At 47.9% G+C, this 17575-nt stretch carries 19 protein-coding genes; 5 read left to right on the top strand and 14 right to left on the bottom strand.

Features of this window, described 5'->3' with window-relative positions; all coding sequences use genetic code 11:
- Positions 1–25 precede the first annotated feature (25 nt).
- The 3 genes from ACTHTJ_RS06495 to ACTHTJ_RS06485 all read left to right on the top strand — a co-directional run bounded on the left by ACTHTJ_RS06495 (position 26) and on the right by ACTHTJ_RS06485 (position 2459).
- On the top strand, positions 26–571 hold the full coding sequence (locus ACTHTJ_RS06495; protein WP_440360877.1) for a DUF1643 domain-containing protein: 546 nt from the start codon (positions 26–28) through the stop codon (positions 569–571).
- Positions 572–573: 2 nt separating this feature from the next.
- Positions 574–1329: a methylated-DNA--[protein]-cysteine S-methyltransferase gene (locus ACTHTJ_RS06490; RefSeq protein WP_070584910.1), complete on the top strand. Its 756-nt coding sequence runs from the start codon at positions 574–576 to the stop codon at positions 1327–1329.
- 134 nt (positions 1330–1463) lie between these two features.
- Entirely contained in the window at positions 1464–2459 is a 996-nt protein-coding gene (locus ACTHTJ_RS06485) for an ornithine carbamoyltransferase (RefSeq protein WP_070584912.1), read from the top strand.
- A 98-nt stretch (positions 2460–2557) separates the two neighbouring features.
- Here ACTHTJ_RS06485 and ACTHTJ_RS06480 read toward each other — a convergent pair whose 3' ends face one another.
- The 3 genes from ACTHTJ_RS06480 to hemN all read right to left on the bottom strand — a co-directional run bounded on the left by ACTHTJ_RS06480 (position 2558) and on the right by hemN (position 5319).
- Positions 2558–3544 (bottom strand): TraB/GumN family protein, encoded by a 987-nt coding sequence (locus ACTHTJ_RS06480; RefSeq protein ID WP_070584914.1) that lies wholly within the window; start codon positions 3542–3544, stop codon positions 2558–2560.
- Between the two features lie 38 nt (positions 3545–3582).
- Positions 3583–3828 (bottom strand): DUF1289 domain-containing protein, encoded by a 246-nt coding sequence (locus ACTHTJ_RS06475; RefSeq protein ID WP_070460222.1) that lies wholly within the window; start codon positions 3826–3828, stop codon positions 3583–3585.
- 69 nt (positions 3829–3897) lie between these two features.
- Entirely contained in the window at positions 3898–5319 is a 1422-nt protein-coding gene (gene hemN / locus ACTHTJ_RS06470) for an oxygen-independent coproporphyrinogen III oxidase (protein ID WP_070460164.1), read from the bottom strand.
- 162 nt (positions 5320–5481) lie between these two features.
- On the opposite strand from hemN, the gene fnr reads away from it, so the two are divergent.
- Positions 5482–6216 (top strand): fumarate/nitrate reduction transcriptional regulator Fnr, encoded by a 735-nt coding sequence (gene fnr / locus ACTHTJ_RS06465; RefSeq protein ID WP_039862092.1) that lies wholly within the window; start codon positions 5482–5484, stop codon positions 6214–6216.
- 86 nt (positions 6217–6302) lie between these two features.
- On the opposite strand, the gene ACTHTJ_RS06460 is transcribed toward fnr, so the two are convergent.
- Complete coding sequence (locus tag ACTHTJ_RS06460; RefSeq protein ID WP_070460167.1) at positions 6303–7253, bottom strand: CysB family HTH-type transcriptional regulator; 951 nt, start codon at positions 7251–7253, stop codon at positions 6303–6305.
- Between the two features lie 442 nt (positions 7254–7695).
- On the opposite strand from ACTHTJ_RS06460, the gene ACTHTJ_RS06455 reads away from it, so the two are divergent.
- Complete coding sequence (locus ACTHTJ_RS06455) at positions 7696–8457, top strand: OmpA family protein (protein WP_049336752.1); 762 nt, start codon at positions 7696–7698, stop codon at positions 8455–8457.
- Between the two features lie 134 nt (positions 8458–8591).
- Here the strand turns inward: ACTHTJ_RS06455 and ACTHTJ_RS06450 are convergent, their stop codons facing one another.
- The 10 genes from ACTHTJ_RS06450 to ACTHTJ_RS06405 form a co-directional block, all read right to left on the bottom strand.
- The gene (locus ACTHTJ_RS06450; protein ID WP_049336750.1) at positions 8592–9020 is read right to left on the bottom strand and encodes a DUF4149 domain-containing protein; all 429 of its coding nucleotides are present in this window, start codon (positions 9018–9020) and stop codon (positions 8592–8594) included.
- Positions 9021–9215: 195 nt separating this feature from the next.
- A complete protein-coding gene (locus ACTHTJ_RS06445; protein ID WP_083297201.1) occupies positions 9216–9995 on the bottom strand; it encodes a DNA adenine methylase in 780 nt (259 codons plus the stop codon).
- A gap of 79 nt (positions 9996–10074) precedes the next feature.
- Entirely contained in the window at positions 10075–10173 is a 99-nt protein-coding gene (locus ACTHTJ_RS06440; RefSeq protein WP_234403843.1) for a zinc finger domain-containing protein, read from the bottom strand.
- A 206-nt stretch (positions 10174–10379) separates the two neighbouring features.
- Entirely contained in the window at positions 10380–11636 is a 1257-nt protein-coding gene (locus tag ACTHTJ_RS06435) for a hypothetical protein (RefSeq protein ID WP_070584916.1), read from the bottom strand.
- A 75-nt stretch (positions 11637–11711) separates the two neighbouring features.
- Positions 11712–11942: a hypothetical protein gene (locus tag ACTHTJ_RS06430; RefSeq protein ID WP_070584917.1), complete on the bottom strand. Its 231-nt coding sequence runs from the start codon at positions 11940–11942 to the stop codon at positions 11712–11714.
- A gap of 83 nt (positions 11943–12025) precedes the next feature.
- Positions 12026–13891 (bottom strand): hypothetical protein, encoded by a 1866-nt coding sequence (locus tag ACTHTJ_RS06425; protein ID WP_440360878.1) that lies wholly within the window; start codon positions 13889–13891, stop codon positions 12026–12028.
- An 11-nt stretch (positions 13892–13902) separates the two neighbouring features.
- A complete protein-coding gene (locus ACTHTJ_RS06420; protein ID WP_070584921.1) occupies positions 13903–14280 on the bottom strand; it encodes a hypothetical protein in 378 nt (125 codons plus the stop codon).
- A 3-nt stretch (positions 14281–14283) separates the two neighbouring features.
- Positions 14284–15201 carry a hypothetical protein gene (locus tag ACTHTJ_RS06415; protein ID WP_440360879.1) on the bottom strand — a complete coding sequence of 306 codons (918 nt, stop codon included), beginning with the start codon at positions 15199–15201 and terminating at the stop codon, positions 14284–14286.
- Between the two features lie 102 nt (positions 15202–15303).
- Positions 15304–15762: a glutamate--tRNA ligase family protein gene (locus ACTHTJ_RS06410; protein WP_440360880.1), complete on the bottom strand. Its 459-nt coding sequence runs from the start codon at positions 15760–15762 to the stop codon at positions 15304–15306.
- Positions 15763–15891: 129 nt separating this feature from the next.
- Positions 15892–17250 (bottom strand): hypothetical protein, encoded by a 1359-nt coding sequence (locus tag ACTHTJ_RS06405; protein ID WP_440360881.1) that lies wholly within the window; start codon positions 17248–17250, stop codon positions 15892–15894.
- Positions 17251–17575 lie beyond the last annotated feature (325 nt).

Genomic DNA, 17575 nt, shown 5'->3' with positions numbered 1-17575 from the left:
GTAGAAGTATTTTAGGATAGAAATAATGAATGACAAGGTAACAAAAATAAGGCTAGCTTATCCTGAGAATATGGAACCAAATTTATGCGAACCTGAAAAAAATGAAATTTATAGATATTTGCTTGGTAGGAGGGGAAAAAAGCCATTGGTTGCTATATGTATGAATCCATCTGCTGCAAATATGGAATATAGTGATCGAACAATTAATCGGATTATTAAGGTAAGCGAAAAATTAGGTTATGATGGTTGGATTATAGCGAATCTTTATCCCGAAAGAGCCACGAGGGCTTCAGAGTTGGGTGCTTACAATGACGAACAACAAGAAAAGAATATTCAAAAAATTATGGAATTTTTAAAAGACAACGGAATTGATAAGGTTTGGGGTGCTTGGGGTGATTTAAATTATCCTGTTTTAACCAAAAGTAAGGAAAAGCTTTTATCAGAGCTAAAGAAGGCTGATATTAAGATTTATACATTTGCTACTCTCACAAAAAAAGGGGAACCAGTACACCCATTAAATAGAGTTATAAAACAAGACTTCTCAAGAAAAATAAATTTTGATTTCTATTGATCATGACTACCCTGCCTTCTTTAAACGAGCTTCCATCAAAGTGGAATGAAATCCGCGAGCGGCTGGAAACCGATTTTTCCACAGACCTCGAAGCCTTGCTGCACGAGCGGTTTACGGAACATGAAGCCAAGCAGTTTGAGCAGGATTTTATCGACAGTATCGGTTGCGCCCCTGAGGAATATGTCCGTATCCGACGAACCATCCGACTGTTGGAAACGCGTTATCCTGATAGTCCGCACGAACTGACTGCGGCCGCGGTTGCCACGCCGTTGGGCGAGATGTTGGCGGTATTCGGCAGTAAGGGTTTGTGTCTGCTGGAATTTGTCGGGCAGAAGCATATGGAACAGGAAATCATGGCTGTCCAAAAAGCTTTACGCGGGCAATTTATTTTTCAAGAAAATGAGCAAACGCAACTTTTACGCCAAGAATTGGATTTATACTTCCAAGGCCGTCTGAAAGTTTTTGCGACACCTTTGGAAACGATAGGCACGGCCTTTCAGCAGCAGGTATGGAATGCACTGCTGACCATTCCTTATGGCGAAACGCGCAGCTACAAGGAGCAGGCGCAACAGTTGGGTAATCCTAAAGCCATTCGTGCCGTTGCCGCTGCAAACGGGCAGAACAAGGTATCTATCTTGATTCCTTGCCACCGCGTTATCGGTAGCGACGGTAAGCTGACCGGCTACGCAGGCGGTTTGAACCGCAAACAATCGTTGCTTGCCTTGGAGCGAGGCGAGGTTCAGACGGCCTTGTTTTGAGAGGATAAGAGGCTGCATTAGGGGCAGGCTTCGCACGCTGAAAAATTGAGTAGCAGAAGGTCGGGGAGGCCCGGAAAAATCTGCATGGAGAAAAATGTTGGGCAATGCCCACGCTAGAAAAAGAGAAATAAGACATGAGCCTGAAAAACCGCCATTTTTTAAAACTTTTGGATTTTACGCCGGAAGAAATTACCACCTATCTCGACCTTGCAGCCGAATTGAAGGCTGCTAAAAAAGCAGGGCGCGAAGTGCAGCGGATGAAGGGGAAAAACATTGCCCTGATTTTCGAGAAAACATCAACCCGCACCCGTTGCGCGTTTGAAGTGGCCGCGCGCGATCAAGGGGCAGGGGTAACTTATCTGGAGCCTTCTGCCAGCCAAATCGGGCATAAGGAAAGCATTAAGGATACGGCGCGGGTTTTGGGGCGGATGTTTGACGGTATCGAATATCGCGGTTTTGGACAGGATGTGGTGGAAGAGCTGGCCAAGTATGCAGGCGTGCCTGTGTTCAATGGTTTGACCAACGAGTTTCACCCGACTCAAATGCTTGCTGATGCGCTGACGATGCGCGAGCATAGCGACAAGCCTTTGAACCAAATTGCGTTTGCCTACGTCGGTGATGCGCGTTACAACATGGCCAATTCGTTGCTGGTGTTGGCTGCGAAACTGGGCATGGATGTGCGTATCGGTGCGCCGAAAAGTTTGTGGCCGTCTGAAAACATTATCGAGACGGTGCAGGCTGTTGCCAAAGAGACGGGCGGACGGATTCTGTTGACGGAGAATGTGAAAGAAGCCGTGAAAGGCGTGGATTTTATCCATACCGATGTGTGGGTCAGCATGGGTGAGCCTAAAGAGGCGTGGCAGGAACGTATCAATTTGCTGAAAGGTTACCGCGTTACGCCCGAATTAATGGCCGCGGCTGAAAATCCGCAAGTCAAGTTTATGCATTGCCTGCCTGCTTTCCATAATCGCGAAACCAAAGTCGGCGAATGGATTTATGAGACATTCGGCCTGAATGGAGTGGAAGTAACGGAAGAAGTCTTTGAAAGTGAAGCCAGCATTGTGTTTGATCAGGCAGAAAACCGGATGCATACGATTAAAGCGGTGATGGTAGCGGCATTGGGCGATTGAGTTTTGTGCTCAACGCTGCTTACCGCTTCATTTAATAGAGATTAAATAAAGGCCGTCTGAAAGAAAGACTTTCAGACGGCCTTATTGTTTGATTGGGTTTATTGCCAAATCAGAACTTTGGGTTCGGGTGTTACTTGATAGCCTTCTTGACGCAATAGTTCGATTAAGCCTTTTTCGCTGGGTAAATGGGCAATGCCGACAGCAAAGAGGGTGCTTTGTTTGGCGGATTGCTTGCGGATTTCAGGCAGCCATGCCAAGTTGCGCCGAATCAGGAGGTCGTTTTTCAGCCAATCGGACATAGCTTTGGCGTATTTGGTATCAACAAGTTTGAGGGTGCGTTGTTCGGTTTCTTCCAAAAGTGGGATGAGTTCTTCAAAGCGGCCGTCTGAATAGGCTTGATGGAGTTTTTTGACATCTTCGGTTTCTTCTTTATAGGTTTTAATACTGGCTTTCAGAAAGTTGAGCATGGTTTCTTCAGGCTGAGCTTTGAAGATCGCGGTAACATCGTCCAAACTTTCTAATGAACCACGCAACTTATTGATGTCGGCGGCCGCGTTGGTCAGCAACATATCTGCACCGGTTTCTGCGCTATACCCTCGGGGAAATGTACTGCCGGCAAAAATGAATGCCGCCCACGGATGGAGTTTGTCGGCAATTTGGGTGATGGGTCGGCTTTCTTCATTTTGCGAATAGATTTCTTGTAAAAGACGGAAATCTGCTTTGCCGAGCTTACGGCTGAGTGGTTCGGTACTCATGACTTCCTTGAAGTATTTTTGATACATTTTTGCCGTTTCCGGGCTGCTGTCCGGCAATGCGTCAACTTCTGTCGTCAGTTGGGCGGTGGATTGCAACAGTTTGACTGCATCGGAAGACAAGGTTTGATTGGTTCGTCCCATATGGATGGTGCCGAGCAGGTAGGAATCGGGTTGGCCTTCTTTGCTGATTTTCCAAACATTGCTGGTCAGTTTAGGCTGCTGCCAGTTGAGTTCGGCGGGTTTGTTGTCGGATGAAGTTGCGGCGGGTTTGCAGGCGCCCAGGGCAAGGGCGGTCAATGGTACAAGCAGGCAGGCAAGCAGTTTTTTCATGTTTTTCCTTATTGTGGTGTGCGGTCGGCAAGGGCAATTTAGAAATCGAGCAGGTTTTGAACCGGATGTTCGCCCGTTTCGGTTTTTTCCAGTTTGCGGTTGCGGATTTTGGCCTTCCTGAGGGATAGAAGGTGCATGACTTGATGTTTTTGGCTATCGGTCATCTGGAGCCAGTACAAGCGCTCTTCCCGGCTGCGCAGGCAGCCTTTGCAATAACCTTTGGCATTGGCTTCGCAAACGCCGATGCAGGGGCTGGGAATGGGGAAGAAATCGGGTTGATCCATTTTGTGTTGCTTTTGATGTGAAAAAAGGCCGTCTGAAATATAGCACATATGTTCAGACGGCCTAAGTGTTTATACGGTTTGCGAGTATTTGGCTTTGGTTTCTTTATGGCGTAAATGGTAGTCGAACACCATGGCGATGTTGCGGATCAGGAAACGGCCCTTCGGCGTAACGGTCAGGCCGTGCGGTTTGAGGTGGACCAGGCCGAGGGTTTCCAGTTGCTTCATATCTTCCAGTTCCGCTGCAAAATAACGGCTAAACGGAATGCCGAACACGCTTTCGTAAATCCGATAGTCGAGCGAGAAGCGGCACATCAAATCCTGAATGATGTTGCGGCGCAAAATGTCGTCTTGATTGAGCTGGTAGCCGCGCATAATCGGCAGGTGTCCGGCGTCGAGTGCGGCGTAATAGGCATCGATATCGCGCTCGTTTTGGGAGTAGGTGCTGCCGATTTTGCCGATAGAGGACATGCCGATCGCCACCAAGTCGCAGTCGGCATAGGTGGAATAACCTTGGAAATTTCGTTGCAGGAAACCTTCTTTGAGTGCGATGGAGAGCTCGTCGTCAGGTTTGGCAAAGTGGTCCATGCCGATGAAAACGTAGCCTCGCTCAGTCAGGGTTTGGACGCAATATTGCAGCATATCGAGTTTTTCTTCACTGCCGGGTACGACATTGGTGTCGATACGGCGTTGCGGTTTGAAGATATGCGGCAGGTGGGCGTAGTGGTAGAGGGCAAGGCGGTCGGGATCGAGGGATAAGACTGTATCGATGGTGGTTTTGATGCTTTCGGTGTTTTGGTGCGGCAAGCCGTAAATCAAATCGACGCTGACCGATTTAAACCCGGCTTCACGCGCGGCATCAATCACTTCTTTGGTTTCTTCGTAGCTTTGAATGCGGTTGACGGCTTCCTGTACTTTAGGGTCAAAGTCTTGAATACCGACACTCATGCGGTTGAAACCGAGTTTGCCCAATTTGAGGACGGTTTCACGGCTGACTTTACGCGGGTCGATTTCGATGGAGTATTCGCCGTTGGGAATCAGCTGGAAGTATTTACGAATCATGTCGAAGACGCGTTCGAGTTGGTCATCGCTCAGGAATGTGGGCGTACCGCCGCCGAAGTGGAGCTGTGCGAGCTGGTGTCTTCCGCCTAAATGAGGTGCCAGCAACTCCATTTCTTTTTCCAGATATTGGATATAGGCATCGGCACGGCTTTTGTCTTTGGTAATGATTTTATTGCAGCCGCAGTAATAGCAGATGGTATTGCAGAAGGGAATGTGGATGTAGAGCGAAAGGGGTTTGTTGAGCGCACCCATGTTGCGCAGGTTTAAAGCTTGGATATATTCGGCTTCTTTAAAGCCTTCATGGAAGCGGTCGGCGGTCGGATAGGATGTATAACGTGGACCGCTTGATGGCAAACTGGCAATTAATTCACGATCAAATTCCGGTAATTCATTGTTTGTGTTGGTGTTATTTGAGATGGGGATGATTTTCATGGTCGGGGCTTGTAGTATGAAGTAAGGAAATTAGGGAAAATTTTAGTCAAAATTTCGATAGTTTGGTAGAATGCCTCATAATGATATGCCGACTTTGACATGGGTCAATAGTTATTCGGCTTAATCAGGGGTTGAGAGAATTAAGCAAATTAAAGGTGCGTTATGGCTACACACAATGCAACACATCAAATGAAAACCTTGTGTTCCACATGTTCTTTACGAGAACTGTGTTTGCCTGTCGGACTAATGCCTAACGAATTTTCACAATTAGATGCGGTTATTCGTCAAAGCCGCCGTCTGAAAAAAGGTGAATACCTGTTCCGTGCCGGCGAGCCGTTTACCTCTTTGTTTGCCATCCGTGCGGGCTTCTTTAAGACAACAGTCGCCAGCCAAGATGGACGAGATCAGGTAACCGGCTTTTTTATGTCGGGCGAGCTGATCGGTATGGATGGGATTTGTTCCCATATTCACAGCTGTGATGCTGTGGCTTTGGAAGACAGCGAGGTATGCGAGCTTCCGTTTACACATATTGAAGAACTCGGTCAGGATATTCCCAGCCTCCGCTCTCACTTTTTCCGCTTGATGAGTCGCGAAATTGTTCGAGATCAGGGCGTTATGCTGCTTTTGGGCAATATGCGCGCTGAAGAGCGATTGGCGGCATTTTTACTCAATCTGTCTCAGCGTCTCTATTCACGAGGTTTTGCCGCCAATGATTTTATCTTGCGGATGTCGCGTGAGGAAATCGGTAGCTATTTAGGGCTGAAACTGGAAACGGTCAGCCGCACCTTATCCAAATTCCATCACGAAGGCTTGATTTCGGTTGAACACAAGCACATCAAAATCCTAGATGCGACGACTTTGAAGAAAATGGTTTCCGGTTGTTCACACGCTATCTGAATCTGAGGCCGTCTGAAATATTTCAGACGGCCTTTTTAACAAGAATTAAAGAATAATTGTTAAGTTGCGCAAGTGATAGTCAAATTTTAAATTGAAAAATCTTCAACAACCGGCGTGTACAGAATGCGGTCGACTACTTCTCTGGTCAGTTTCGGTGCAAACATCTGGATAAAGTCATACGCGTAACCGCGCAGGTAAGTATCCGAGCGTAAGGCTATCCAAGTGGGCGACGGTTCAAATAAGTGTGCCGCATCAATCAGCTGCAAATCTTGATCAACCGCGGGATCGTACGCCATTTTGGCCATCAAACCAACGCCCAAGCCTAAGCGTACATACGTTTTCAATACATCCGTATCGGCAGCCGATAAGGCAACATCAGGTTGCTCGATATGCGCTTTATTAAAGGTACGCGCGATACTGCTGCCGGAATTAAAAGCAAATTCGTAAGTAACCAGCGGAAAAGAAGCCAAATCTTCAAGGCTTAAAGGATTGCGGCAGTCCAAAAGAGGGTGGTCATGCGGAACAATGACGGCATGGTTCCATTCATAGCAGGGCAGTTTGCCCAACTCGGGATGATCGTCAATGCGTTCGGTAATAATTGCCAAATCCGCTTCGCCGCTGCTGACCATTTGCGCAATGGCAGAAGGGCTGCCTTGTTTGATGGTCAAATTGACTTTAGGGTAGTTTTTGACAAATTCCGCAACGATTGTGGGCAAGGCATAACGCGCCTGGGTATGCGTTGTCGCGATGGTCAGCGAGCCGCTGTCGTGATCGGTAAACTCGCTGCCGATATTTTTAATGTTTTGTACATCACGCAAAATTCGTTCCGAAATATCTAACACGGCTTTGCCCGGTTGCGAAACGGAAACCACACGTTTGCCGCTGCGGATAAAAATTTGGATACCCAATTCTTCTTCAAGCAGGCGGATTTGTTTGGAAATGCCGGGCTGGGATGTAAAAAGCGCATCGGCAGCCTCGGAGACATTCAGATTGTGCCGGTAAACTTCAAGGGCGTAACGTAATTGTTGCAGTTTCATGGTAGCAGTACCGAATACGTTGTTATTGTGGATTTTGTGCGACAAACGGCATGTAATTTAACATATTTTGCCCAGTTTTGCCCCGAGTTTTTAAAATGGTTGTTTTTAATGAAAATATCTTTTAATGATATGAAAACAGGAAATTCAGGAAAGAAGAGGAAAAGGGGTTTTGTTGTTTTTGTACAACTTTAGGTAGGTGAATTGTCTGATTTTGCCCTAAATTAATGACACAAGATTGATTTTTCGGCATGATTAACTACTAGGAAGCAGGCACTTCATGATTGTTTGAAGGCATCGAGTATTGACAGTTTGCCTTGCGCTTCTTTATAGTGCAACCTGATATATCCGATTTGCCGCTGTTTTGATACTGCGGCCTGTATATTGGTACTTTGCAGCGGTTGCTTTCCTAGTCCGCCGCATAACAATTTGATGAGGGAATAAAATGACCAAACAGCTGAAATTAAGCGCATTGTTCGTTGCCTTGGTTGCCTCTGGCACCGCTATGGCCAGCGAAGCGCACACCAAACACGGTTACACCGTAAGCAGCCAATCTCAAGAAATCGTCCGTAACAACTACGGCGAATGCTGGAAAAACAGCTACTTCGACAAAGCTACCGAAGGCCGTGTTGAATGTGGTGACCGCGAAGCAGTTGCTCCTGTACAACAAGCTCCTGAGTATGTTGATGAAACTGTTTCTCTGTCTACTAAAACTCTGTTCGGCTTCGACAAAGACAACCTGCGTCCTGAAGCTCAAGAAAACTTGGACTCTTTGGCTCAACGCCTGAGCAACGACAGCGTACAAACTGTACGTGTTGAAGGTCACACTGACTTCATGGGTTCTGAAGAATACAACCAAGCTCTGTCTGAGCGTCGTGCCAACGTAGTTGCTAACTACTTGGTAGGCCGTGGCGTTGCTTCTAGCAAAATCTCTGCAGTAGGTCTGGGCGAGTCTCAAGCTCAAATGACTGCTACTTGTGAAGCTGAAGTTGCTAAACTGGGTAAAAAAGTTTCTAAAGCTAAGAAACGTGCTGCCCTTATCGCTTGTATCGAACCTGACCGTCGCGTTGATGTTAAAATCCGCAGCGTTGTTACTCGTCAAGTTGCTCCAGGCCAAACTATCGAAGGTCAAGGTGAATTGCCTGCTACTGATGAAGGTTGGATCCCAGCTCCTTACAATGGCGTTCACGGTTACGCTAAACCTTAATCGGTTTGTGAAAAATGCCCTGCAATATGCAGGGCATTTTTTTATGGTTTATATTTGAAGAGTCAGGGAATTTATGATTCAAAATAAAAGGCCGTCTGAAAGACTTTTTTCAGACGGCCTTTTATTAAGACAGATTAGTTTGGTTTGGGCCATTTCCATACGCAGATGGCTGCCAGTATCGTACAAATCAAAAAGATAATACTGGATAAGCCATGCCAAATGCCGAATGTACCGCCTACTAGAGACAAGAGCCAGTTATCCAGCCCGTACTTGTGTGCCTCGATAACCGGCGTAACCAAAAGATGATTACAGGCTAAGAGTAGCCAAAGCACCAAAACCCACCAAGAGAGGGAGGCAAGTTGCCGTCTGAAAAAGGCATAGGCTACACCAAAAATAGCTAATCCGCATATTGCTGTGATGGCAAATAAAATGCCGGCGATTTCTCCTGCCAGCATTTTGGGCAGGATGCGGAACAGGATAGGGGCAGTAACATAGCCTGCTGTCAGCTGCATACCAAGCCACATGGCGGCAGCGGTTTGGATAATTTTGTACAGTAGATTCATTATGCTTCTCCTGGGAAGATTTCGTTTTCTTTGATTATGGTGTTTTTAGGTATAACAAAAGGTGTAAGCCGCCGCCGACTTTTGCACTTTGTTGCAGTAACTTTTGCACTCTAGGATTTGCGAAAGTTTCGCCAGCTTTTGCACTATATCGGATGATGAGAAATAAGAAAAGCGACGATACCGTCGCTTTTCATTTTACCAATTACATACGACCAATTCTCCACTGGCTTTACCAGTTTTATTTCTTCCGATTGTATAAGCCAATTCAAGTTGAGTGATACGGAAATCTTTAAACAATTCCCTAATATCAGGGTGGTCATTAATGGATAACATGACCTTACCCTTACTCTCTGCCATTACCTTGGCCAGTAATTCATACTGCGCCCAGTCAAATGATTGATCATAGCCTGCGAGCTCCCAATATGGTGGATCGGCGTAAAAGAAAGTGTGGTCGCGGTCATATCGCTTGAAGCAACGATCCCACGATTCATTCTCTATATAAACACCTTTTAAACGGTCTTTAGCAGCCTTTAATTTAACCTCAATCTGAGACGCATCCCACGCTTTTGACGTGGTGGCTGTCCCGAAATGCTGATGGACGGTTTTACCGCCGAAGGCGTTGTGTTGAAGGTAGAAGAAGCGAGCGGCACGTTGAATATCTGTCATGCATTCGGGCGGTGTGCTTTGCAGGCGGGCAAATACCTCGCGACTGGTCAACGTCCATTCGAACTGGCGGACGAACTCGTCGAAATGGTGTTGTACCACACGATAGAGATTGATAAGCTGTCCATTGATGTCGTTAAGTACCTCTACTTTAGCAGGCGTTTGGCGCATAAAGAACAACGCCGCGCCACCGGAAAACAACTCAACATAGCAGGAATGCTCGGGAAACATGGGCAACAGGTGTTTTGCCAGTCGTCGTTTGCCGCCCATCCAAGGGATAATCGGTAGAGTTTGTTGTGTTTTTTGCATCATATGTATACTCCTAATTTGCGGCATTCTGGCTGCTCGGAAACAGAATTAATATGATGCTCAACGGCACTCTGATGATTTTTTAGTTACTGAATGAATTGATGTTTTTACAGCGTGCACATTTTATTTGCACGTATCCGCTGCCTTTGGCAAGCAGTTTGCCGCAGTATTTGCAGCGCATTTCGCGGAAAATTTGCATTTGCATCCACTCCTGTATCAGATAGAATGCCTCGGTCTCGCGAGACTAAGGCGGCCTTAGAAGTCAATGCAGGTATGCTCTGCTTGGCTGGCGTAACAGTGTTGCCGCACTGTTACGTCGCCGTCCCACTTATATTTAAAATTCTCCCCAAGGCCGCCTTATTCAGACGGCCTTTTATTTATATTTGCCTACAAATAGCGCAACTCTTTGGCTTTTGCGATGATACGTTCGGCGACTTTGGCCTCAACCGCTGGAAGCAGATGAGCACCGCCGTCCTGCGAGAGGGACAACGGCATTACGCCATCTGTTTGTGCTTTTTTATCCGCCTCGTTCGGCGTAAGGCCGCTATCTGTCCAAATCTGATCAGATAAAATATATTGCTCAATATCAAAGACATTATTGCCATATTTAGACTTGAGCCAATTATTAAACTGATCCTTGAGCTGATGTCGGTATGGGTGGTTTTCTTTGGCCCAACCCGGCTTATTATCAGCCCATACAGTCAGGACAATATAACGCGGCGATTCTTTCGGCTGGACTTGTTGGATACATTTTTCAACATAGATTTTGATTCGTTCTAAGACCGTCTGCCAGTTGCCGACATTTGCGCCGTTAATATCATTCTTGGCCGTTGCCAACACACAAATACCATCGACACCGCCGCTGTTTTTCAGTCGTACAGGATATTTTTTACCCGGAACAACGCTATGAGCCTGGCTATCGCGCGGAATAACTTTAATATTGGCGGTTTGGCCGGTCATGACCGCTTCGATGTCATCGCCAATAATAACGACGGTAGAGTGCATACTGAAAGGCGTAACGCCTTCGCCGTAAACCAACTCGCCATCAACCATCACGCCATTCGCTTTTGCCGGAATAGTATCAACTTTAAAAGTAACTTCTACCGGACTGCCGTCCATCGACATCAAGGCATACGCAGCCAGGCTGCCGCCCTGTGCGTTGTTTACAACCGGCAGATTTTCAGCAGCGGCAACACTCACAGCCTGACCGCCGATACGCGCATTGGTGGAGTCGCCGAAGAAATTGAGGCTACGTTTCAATGCGGAAGGAGGAGACGGCGGAGCTACCGGGCGTTCCGCCTCTTTCGGAGGAACAACAGGGCCGGACGGCATAACGGTATGACGCTCATGCTCGACCGGTGCGCCAATATATTGGATGCCGAATCGGTCGCCTTGCTGCAAGATATCAGAAATATTTTCAGGTTTGGCGCAATAACGCAGGTCAATAATACAGTTGTGCGGCTGTACCAAAGCGTAGCCGTCCTGCTCATCGGTTAACGCGACTAATTTATTGTCACGCAAAGAGAAATTGACCCAATCACCGGCACGCGTACCCTCAGACACTTTTACCTTCACACGCGTCAAGGTAGTGGCTTCGAATTTTAAAATGTCGCCAATACCGACACCCAACACTTCAGTTCGCATAAAACCTCCTCAAAATAATAATAATTATTTTAAGACGTTATACGAAAGCAACGCCTGGCTGTACTGCACTTATCCTTATACGCCCAGCTCTAAAACAGTAGTATCGGGAGCCTGCCCAAGGATACGGTTGCTCAAGACATCATAAAACACGCGCTGACTTAAAGCGGCTTGTCCGCTTAAAACAAGATTGCCGCCGCTTTGCGTTTGCGCCGCCCATGAGCCGCCGCCCAAATCGCCCGTTATTTTGGCGATGCCGCGCTGTTCGCGGTTGAGCAGTGCCGTCAGGTTTTGATACAGATTAGTCATTTTGTTACCCTCAACAAAAAGATAAAAGGCCGTCTGAACATGGCTTTCAGACGGCCTTTAAAGCATCTTTAAACCAGCTTTAATCACTCGTCAAAATAGCGGTCTATCGTTACATTTTGAGTAACAACCGGCGTGTCGTTTTCGATTTTAACCTCAACCGACACACCAACCACCACGCCTTGCCAGCTCCCCGAAGGCTCATTGATTTGCCAAATCTCGCCCAAATTAGCCATCGGAATCGCGTATTTGTCTGACACAGGCAAAGACACCGTTTCACGCTTATGAACACCGGTTTCACTTAAAGCGGCAATACCGGCGGCGAGCAAGACCGGCTGATCGGTATAAAGCGCATTGGTCAGTGCGGAGGCACGTGGCTCACGGTTGCTACCGTTGCGGTACACATCTGCGCCTTTGCCCTTGTTATGGCTCGGCCAAACATAAACCCCGTTGGCACGCTCCGATACATTGCGCTGACCGCTGATACTGAAAATCACGCTGACAGGGACACTGACATCGGCAGGCGCATCGGAAACCTCCCAAGCAGCCTTTTTCCACTTAGGCTTAAAGCGGACAACAGGTCGGGCGCGGTCGCTCTCCACAAATCCCCCGGCGGCTTGAGCCAGCTCTTGCAAAACAGCAATCGGCGTTTTATCGGTCAACGAATACACATCTCCCGGAATCAACCAATCAACCATCGTCCAGCCGTCCAAATCCACACCTGTCGGGTGTAAAACCTCCGTTGCGATTTGTTGCGCATAAATCGGATTGCGGTATGTACCACGGCCTTTAGGCGCATAGTCCGCGCCCAAACGGGCGGTAACACTGCGGCCGGTTACCGTATAGCTCTTTTGTCCGAAGCGGCGGTTGTCGCTGTAATCTTCCGCGATGATGACAAAAGTATCCGCATTGATTTGCACCTCGATTTCGGCTTCCCGGCCTTTCGGGCGGACATCAGGATTAATCTTGGCGAAATCATCGGGAGAAACAGTCAAACTGCCTTGCCAGCAATAACCGGCAGTGTCCGTCGTAAAGGAAGCAGAAAACAGCCCGATCGGCTGGCCGTCAACCGTAGCCTTAATAATATTTTGCATGATATATCCGTCTAAAACAGGAGTGCTTACCGTATCAAAACAGGCAAACGGCAGTGGAATATGGCGCGCATCGTGTGCAATCTTTTTGCGGTAAAAGCGCAGGTGCAGCCGGTTTGAAGGCGGGCGGATACCGCAAACATAAGTATCAGGCACAGGCTCCGGCTCAACCGGAATCTCATAATACTCGCAAGGCACAGCCAAAGCAGGCAGGCTTTGCGGATGCGCACATCGTGCCAATACCGCCGCCTCGCGCACCTCCGACACCAAACAATCGCCAACCGGCGCGTCATCGGAAAACACACTCTCCGAACACGCCGCCAAAGCCTCGCCAAGACCTGCCGACGATCGGTCCGCATTACAGCCGCTTAAGAACAAATCATCGGGGAAAGCATCATGCAGACAGCCGTCCAGACCATCCATTCCGGCCTGCACCGCCTGCATACACCCGGCAACCCCTTCAGACAAGCCGACCGTTTCATGCAGGCAGCTTTCCAATTCAGGCATATCGGAAAAGGCCGTCTGAAAACAAACCGCCTCCCCGACAGCCTCCGCCGTTATCCCCGACACTTGGGCAGCCATGTCGCCCAAATCATAACGACCGGCCGCGCACACCGCCTGCCTTGACACCGCCTGCTGCACAAAGCTCCACGCCCCCGAAACAGTCGCATAACCATCCGGAGGGCGGTACGGATTAGGCTTAGGCGGCGTATCGGGAACAATCTCGCCGCCGTCCTCAATATGGCGTAAAGGCCGTCTGAAAGCCAACGGCAAGAACCTGGACGGCGGACGGGAGCCAATCGCCAAACCGAAAGGCAAAGGGATACGCGCCGAATCAGCATAAATTTTGTCTTCGGACATTTCAGACGGCCTCAACCGCCGCCTTCACGCTCGACATAAGGCTTAATAAAATCATAAGAAACAGGCTCGTATTGCTTTTTATAATCCGTCGCCACCATCAAATACTCCTCGTCTTCCTTGAGCCGGTCGAAGCGGTAGCTGCCGTCTTCCTTGCTCCAAGTATCGGCGATGCAGTACATATTAGGCCGGGCAAACAGATAAATACGGCGTGAAGCCGGCTGGCCGCCCACCGTAACAATGCCCGTACCTTCCCCGGCGATATAGCCGTGGCCGCCGTATTTCCAATGCGGCGATTTGACGGCACGGCTTCGCGCAATCCGGTTGACGATTTTGCCACGCAACTTGCCGCGCTTAACGGCAAGACGGCTGCGGAAAACATAATTCGGCATGGCTTACAGCTCCCAGGCTGTGAGGTTTACTAAAAAAGAGCCACCGCCAATTGTATTGATATACATAAATCTGTCTTCGCTATCGTCTAAATTGTCGTAAACCGTTCCCATCGGAATAACGTCAAACGAGGGCATGGATTCGCCAATTTTCATAAAACCGGGAAACAATCCGCGAAGCGCATATCTGCCACCCCCAATTGGTTCTTGCAGATAAATATCATCCGCTATGAAACCACCTGTAATAGGATTAGGATAGCTACCATAATTACCATCTGCTTTACTTGTAAGACTCAGAGAAGAAGGATTATCCCCCTTATAATCACGCATCGGAACCACAAAAATAACAACTTCATTTCCACTGCCATAAATAAAATTCTCGTCTACATCTGACACATATCCAAGCAGGGTATTCGCGGCGTCAGCCACGGCAAGACTGGAGAAGTTGCCAAAAATAAAAAACGAGCAATAATCCCGCCATAAAATAATTAAAGTAAATGCACGCTCATTTCCAACCACAACCCATTGGATCTTATCCCGACTATCGTCGTTTGTTTTATAAATGAAATTGTGAAATCCACTGCTGTTGTTAACCTTTTGTTTGACTTTCCCTGCCTTTGCCGATGTCGGCTCCAAAAGACCGCATAAATCAACGTATCTTGATCCACTTCTATATTTTGAGTCATCCACCCCCAGCCACCACTTTGTCGCCTTCGGGTGCATACTGCGGAAACAAGCTTCTTGCGTCTTTTCAAACGCCATTTCCCAGCCCAGAGCGTCCTTGCGTTTATTCCCTTCGCCGTAACCGGTAACCAAGCAGGCTTTTAAAATCGTTTTAATGCTGCCTGCCGCCGATTCAACCTGCGGCGCACCCTCGTCATCCCAGCGGTAAACCTTTACCGGCACACGTTGCGTATCAAACATTTCAGACAGCCTTTCTTTTTACTTCAATGATTTAAAACCCCATTAAAACAAAAGCCCCGAAAATCGGGGCTTGGCATAGTTGCACTCAGAGCGATGATTCGCTTATTTTTTATTACAGGCCATCTCAAAAACCTCATTGCCAATACTGTCCTCCTGAAAAACCGCATATTTCTCGCCATCAATATAAACAAATCCTTTGTAACCGACATAACCGCCCATTGAATTTTTACTATTGACCATGCCGCACACATGCTTTTTCTTATCCTTGCTGACTTGACCTGCAATCAAATCTTTAAATTTCACAGAATCAGGGTCTTTCATCATATTTCTAACAGCTTCTTTTGCACGCTCCAATAATTCGGCCTCTTCCTTTTCTGACTTCAATCGCAGCATCTCTTTTTTCACTTCCTCTTTCCGCTTCGCTTCATTTTCTGCTGCAATCTTTGCTTCATACTCTTTCTTAATCATCTCTTTTTTCTGATGATTCATATAAGCCCGACCAACAGCGGCTGCCATTAATATTGCCACAACCGCCATCAGGATTTTCATGCCTTTCCCCATTTTCCCGCTTCCTTTCACTATTTGAATAAAGATTAAAGGTTAATTTTACAGATAAAAGGTATAAATACAAATTAATTAACCATTTTACTTAAAGGCCGTCTGAAAGCACTATTCAGACGGCCTTATCTTTTATTCGGCTACCGTATTACCGCGCAAACACGCGGTAAAACCATCGCGGCCGTTTTGCTTGTCCGGCGAAGGCTGGACACTGCGCAAAATCCAAACGGGCAACGGCGTGCCGTAGGTGTTGAAGCGGATACAGTTCTGCACTGACCAGCCGCCGCCGAATGCCGCCGCCTTGAACGTGAAATACGGCTTGCCGGTTGCCGGATTGGTTGGCGCAAGATCGGTCAAGGTATCGCTTTGGGCGACCAAGCCCAGCCGTTCGCCGTAAAGTTCGAATTGGGTTGCAGTAATGAATTTAATCAGCCAACGCTCGGTAATCGCGCCATTACTGGCCAATTTAATCGGGTAGTCTTTGACATTGGCACGCGCCAAAATAGGCTCCCCGCGTTGCGCGTCACTCCACACATTGTCCCATGCCTGTTGCGAAAACGGCTCGGTAGCGCGCACCAGCAAATCGCCGCCGATCAGGGCGGAGGACACAAATGTATGCTCCTTCGGATAGTTGCGCCCAATCGCAAACTGGAGTTTCAGACGGCCTGAAATATCGACGCCGGTCACACGGTTTTCTTCTTCCCACGCACAAACAGCGGTCAGCGGCAGGGTATATTGCGACAAGTCCAACGGCTCGGCAAAGGTAATGCTGCCCGCTTTGAGGTCTGCCGTGTATTTTTCGGCGAGGACGTGTTTGCCCTTGCTGTCGACCAAGCAGAGGCGGTCGATGTTTTGACGGTTGAGCGTGATTTTTTGAGCGGCGGTAAACGCGCTGCCCAAATCCTGCTTGAGCCGGTTTGAAATCACGATCATATCGCCTTTCCTAAACACGGGGACACGTCCGTCGGCAGGCAGGCGCACGGCATCAATGCCGATAATCGACGAATCCAAAGGCAGGTTGTCTTGGGTCACGGCGTTGTAGCGTAAATCTTCTGGGTAAAAACCCTCATCACGCTTGATTTCGTAGAAGCCTGTCTCGTAGTCAATTTTGCCTGTAATGCCGCCGGTAATTTCGCCTGCGGCGTTGCTTCTTCCGACAATTTCGCCATTGCCCGCGTAAACGGTAAAGCTTTCAGGCTTAACCGGCGCGGCGGGCGTGCGGCCTGCATAACCATAACCCTTGATCTGTGGCTGGCGTACGATACCGCCTGTAATTTTAAGATTCAGGAAGGCAATATTACGGTCATTGATAATGACTTTACCGTCAGTAGTCAACGTACCGACTGCATCGCCCGAACCTTGTACTGCATTCCAATTCTTATAAAGCGTACCGCCTCGCTCAACAATCTCTGTCTCGCCGTCATGAAATGACCAGGTATCAAAAACACAGACGCTTCCTTGATCAAAGTCGCTCAAAACATTAAATAACAAGCCGCCGTTCAAGCTGCCACGACGTTTTTTTATTGAAGCCGGATCACTAGTCAGGTAATCTGCATGCCAGCTAACTATTTTCCCATAACGGTTTATTGTTTTGGTCTCAATCGATTCTAGGTACTTATATTTTGTACCTAAAATATTTCCCTCTACTATCCGTCTTTCCTGACCGGCAACCTGCAACACCGTTTTAGGTACAATTATTGTCGAGCCTACAGCACTTACACCCTCGACTTTTCGACCGCCGATTGCGAACTCGCCATTTTTCGCAGGGTTGGCGGACAATACAATTTTAAAACCGCCTGAACCAGTTTTTATTCCC

Source organism: Neisseria sp. P0018.S001 (genome assembly GCF_051957355.1).
Taxonomy (GTDB): domain Bacteria; phylum Pseudomonadota; class Gammaproteobacteria; order Burkholderiales; family Neisseriaceae; genus Neisseria; species Neisseria subflava_A.
The sequence above is the reverse complement of the archived record's forward strand: the minus strand, read 5'-3'. Positions and strand labels throughout refer to the sequence as shown.

Bases quoted from the DNA above. Each gene is read 5' to 3' on its own strand.
- ACTHTJ_RS06495 (WP_440360877.1), top strand. From the start codon at position 26: ATGAATGACAAGGTAACAAAAATAAGGCTAGCTTATCCTGAGAATATG.
- ACTHTJ_RS06490 (WP_070584910.1), top strand. From the start codon at position 574: ATGACTACCCTGCCTTCTTTAAACGAGCTTCCATCAAAGTGGAATGAA.
- ACTHTJ_RS06485 (WP_070584912.1), top strand. From the start codon at position 1,464: ATGAGCCTGAAAAACCGCCATTTTTTAAAACTTTTGGATTTTACGCCG.
- ACTHTJ_RS06480 (WP_070584914.1), bottom strand. From the start codon at position 3,544: ATGAAAAAACTGCTTGCCTGCCTGCTTGTACCATTGACCGCCCTTGCC.
- ACTHTJ_RS06475 (WP_070460222.1), bottom strand. From the start codon at position 3,828: ATGGATCAACCCGATTTCTTCCCCATTCCCAGCCCCTGCATCGGCGTT.
- hemN (WP_070460164.1), bottom strand. From the start codon at position 5,319: ATGAAAATCATCCCCATCTCAAATAACACCAACACAAACAATGAATTA.
- fnr (WP_039862092.1), top strand. From the start codon at position 5,482: ATGGCTACACACAATGCAACACATCAAATGAAAACCTTGTGTTCCACA.
- ACTHTJ_RS06460 (WP_070460167.1), bottom strand. From the start codon at position 7,253: ATGAAACTGCAACAATTACGTTACGCCCTTGAAGTTTACCGGCACAAT.
- ACTHTJ_RS06455 (WP_049336752.1), top strand. From the start codon at position 7,696: ATGACCAAACAGCTGAAATTAAGCGCATTGTTCGTTGCCTTGGTTGCC.
- ACTHTJ_RS06450 (WP_049336750.1), bottom strand. From the start codon at position 9,020: ATGAATCTACTGTACAAAATTATCCAAACCGCTGCCGCCATGTGGCTT.
- ACTHTJ_RS06445 (WP_083297201.1), bottom strand. From the start codon at position 9,995: ATGATGCAAAAAACACAACAAACTCTACCGATTATCCCTTGGATGGGC.
- ACTHTJ_RS06440 (WP_234403843.1), bottom strand. From the start codon at position 10,173: ATGCGCTGCAAATACTGCGGCAAACTGCTTGCCAAAGGCAGCGGATAC.
- ACTHTJ_RS06435 (WP_070584916.1), bottom strand. From the start codon at position 11,636: ATGCGAACTGAAGTGTTGGGTGTCGGTATTGGCGACATTTTAAAATTC.
- ACTHTJ_RS06430 (WP_070584917.1), bottom strand. From the start codon at position 11,942: ATGACTAATCTGTATCAAAACCTGACGGCACTGCTCAACCGCGAACAG.
- ACTHTJ_RS06425 (WP_440360878.1), bottom strand. From the start codon at position 13,891: ATGTCCGAAGACAAAATTTATGCTGATTCGGCGCGTATCCCTTTGCCT.
- ACTHTJ_RS06420 (WP_070584921.1), bottom strand. From the start codon at position 14,280: ATGCCGAATTATGTTTTCCGCAGCCGTCTTGCCGTTAAGCGCGGCAAG.
- ACTHTJ_RS06415 (WP_440360879.1), bottom strand. From the start codon at position 15,201: ATGTTTGATACGCAACGTGTGCCGGTAAAGGTTTACCGCTGGGATGAC.
- ACTHTJ_RS06410 (WP_440360880.1), bottom strand. From the start codon at position 15,762: ATGGGGAAAGGCATGAAAATCCTGATGGCGGTTGTGGCAATATTAATG.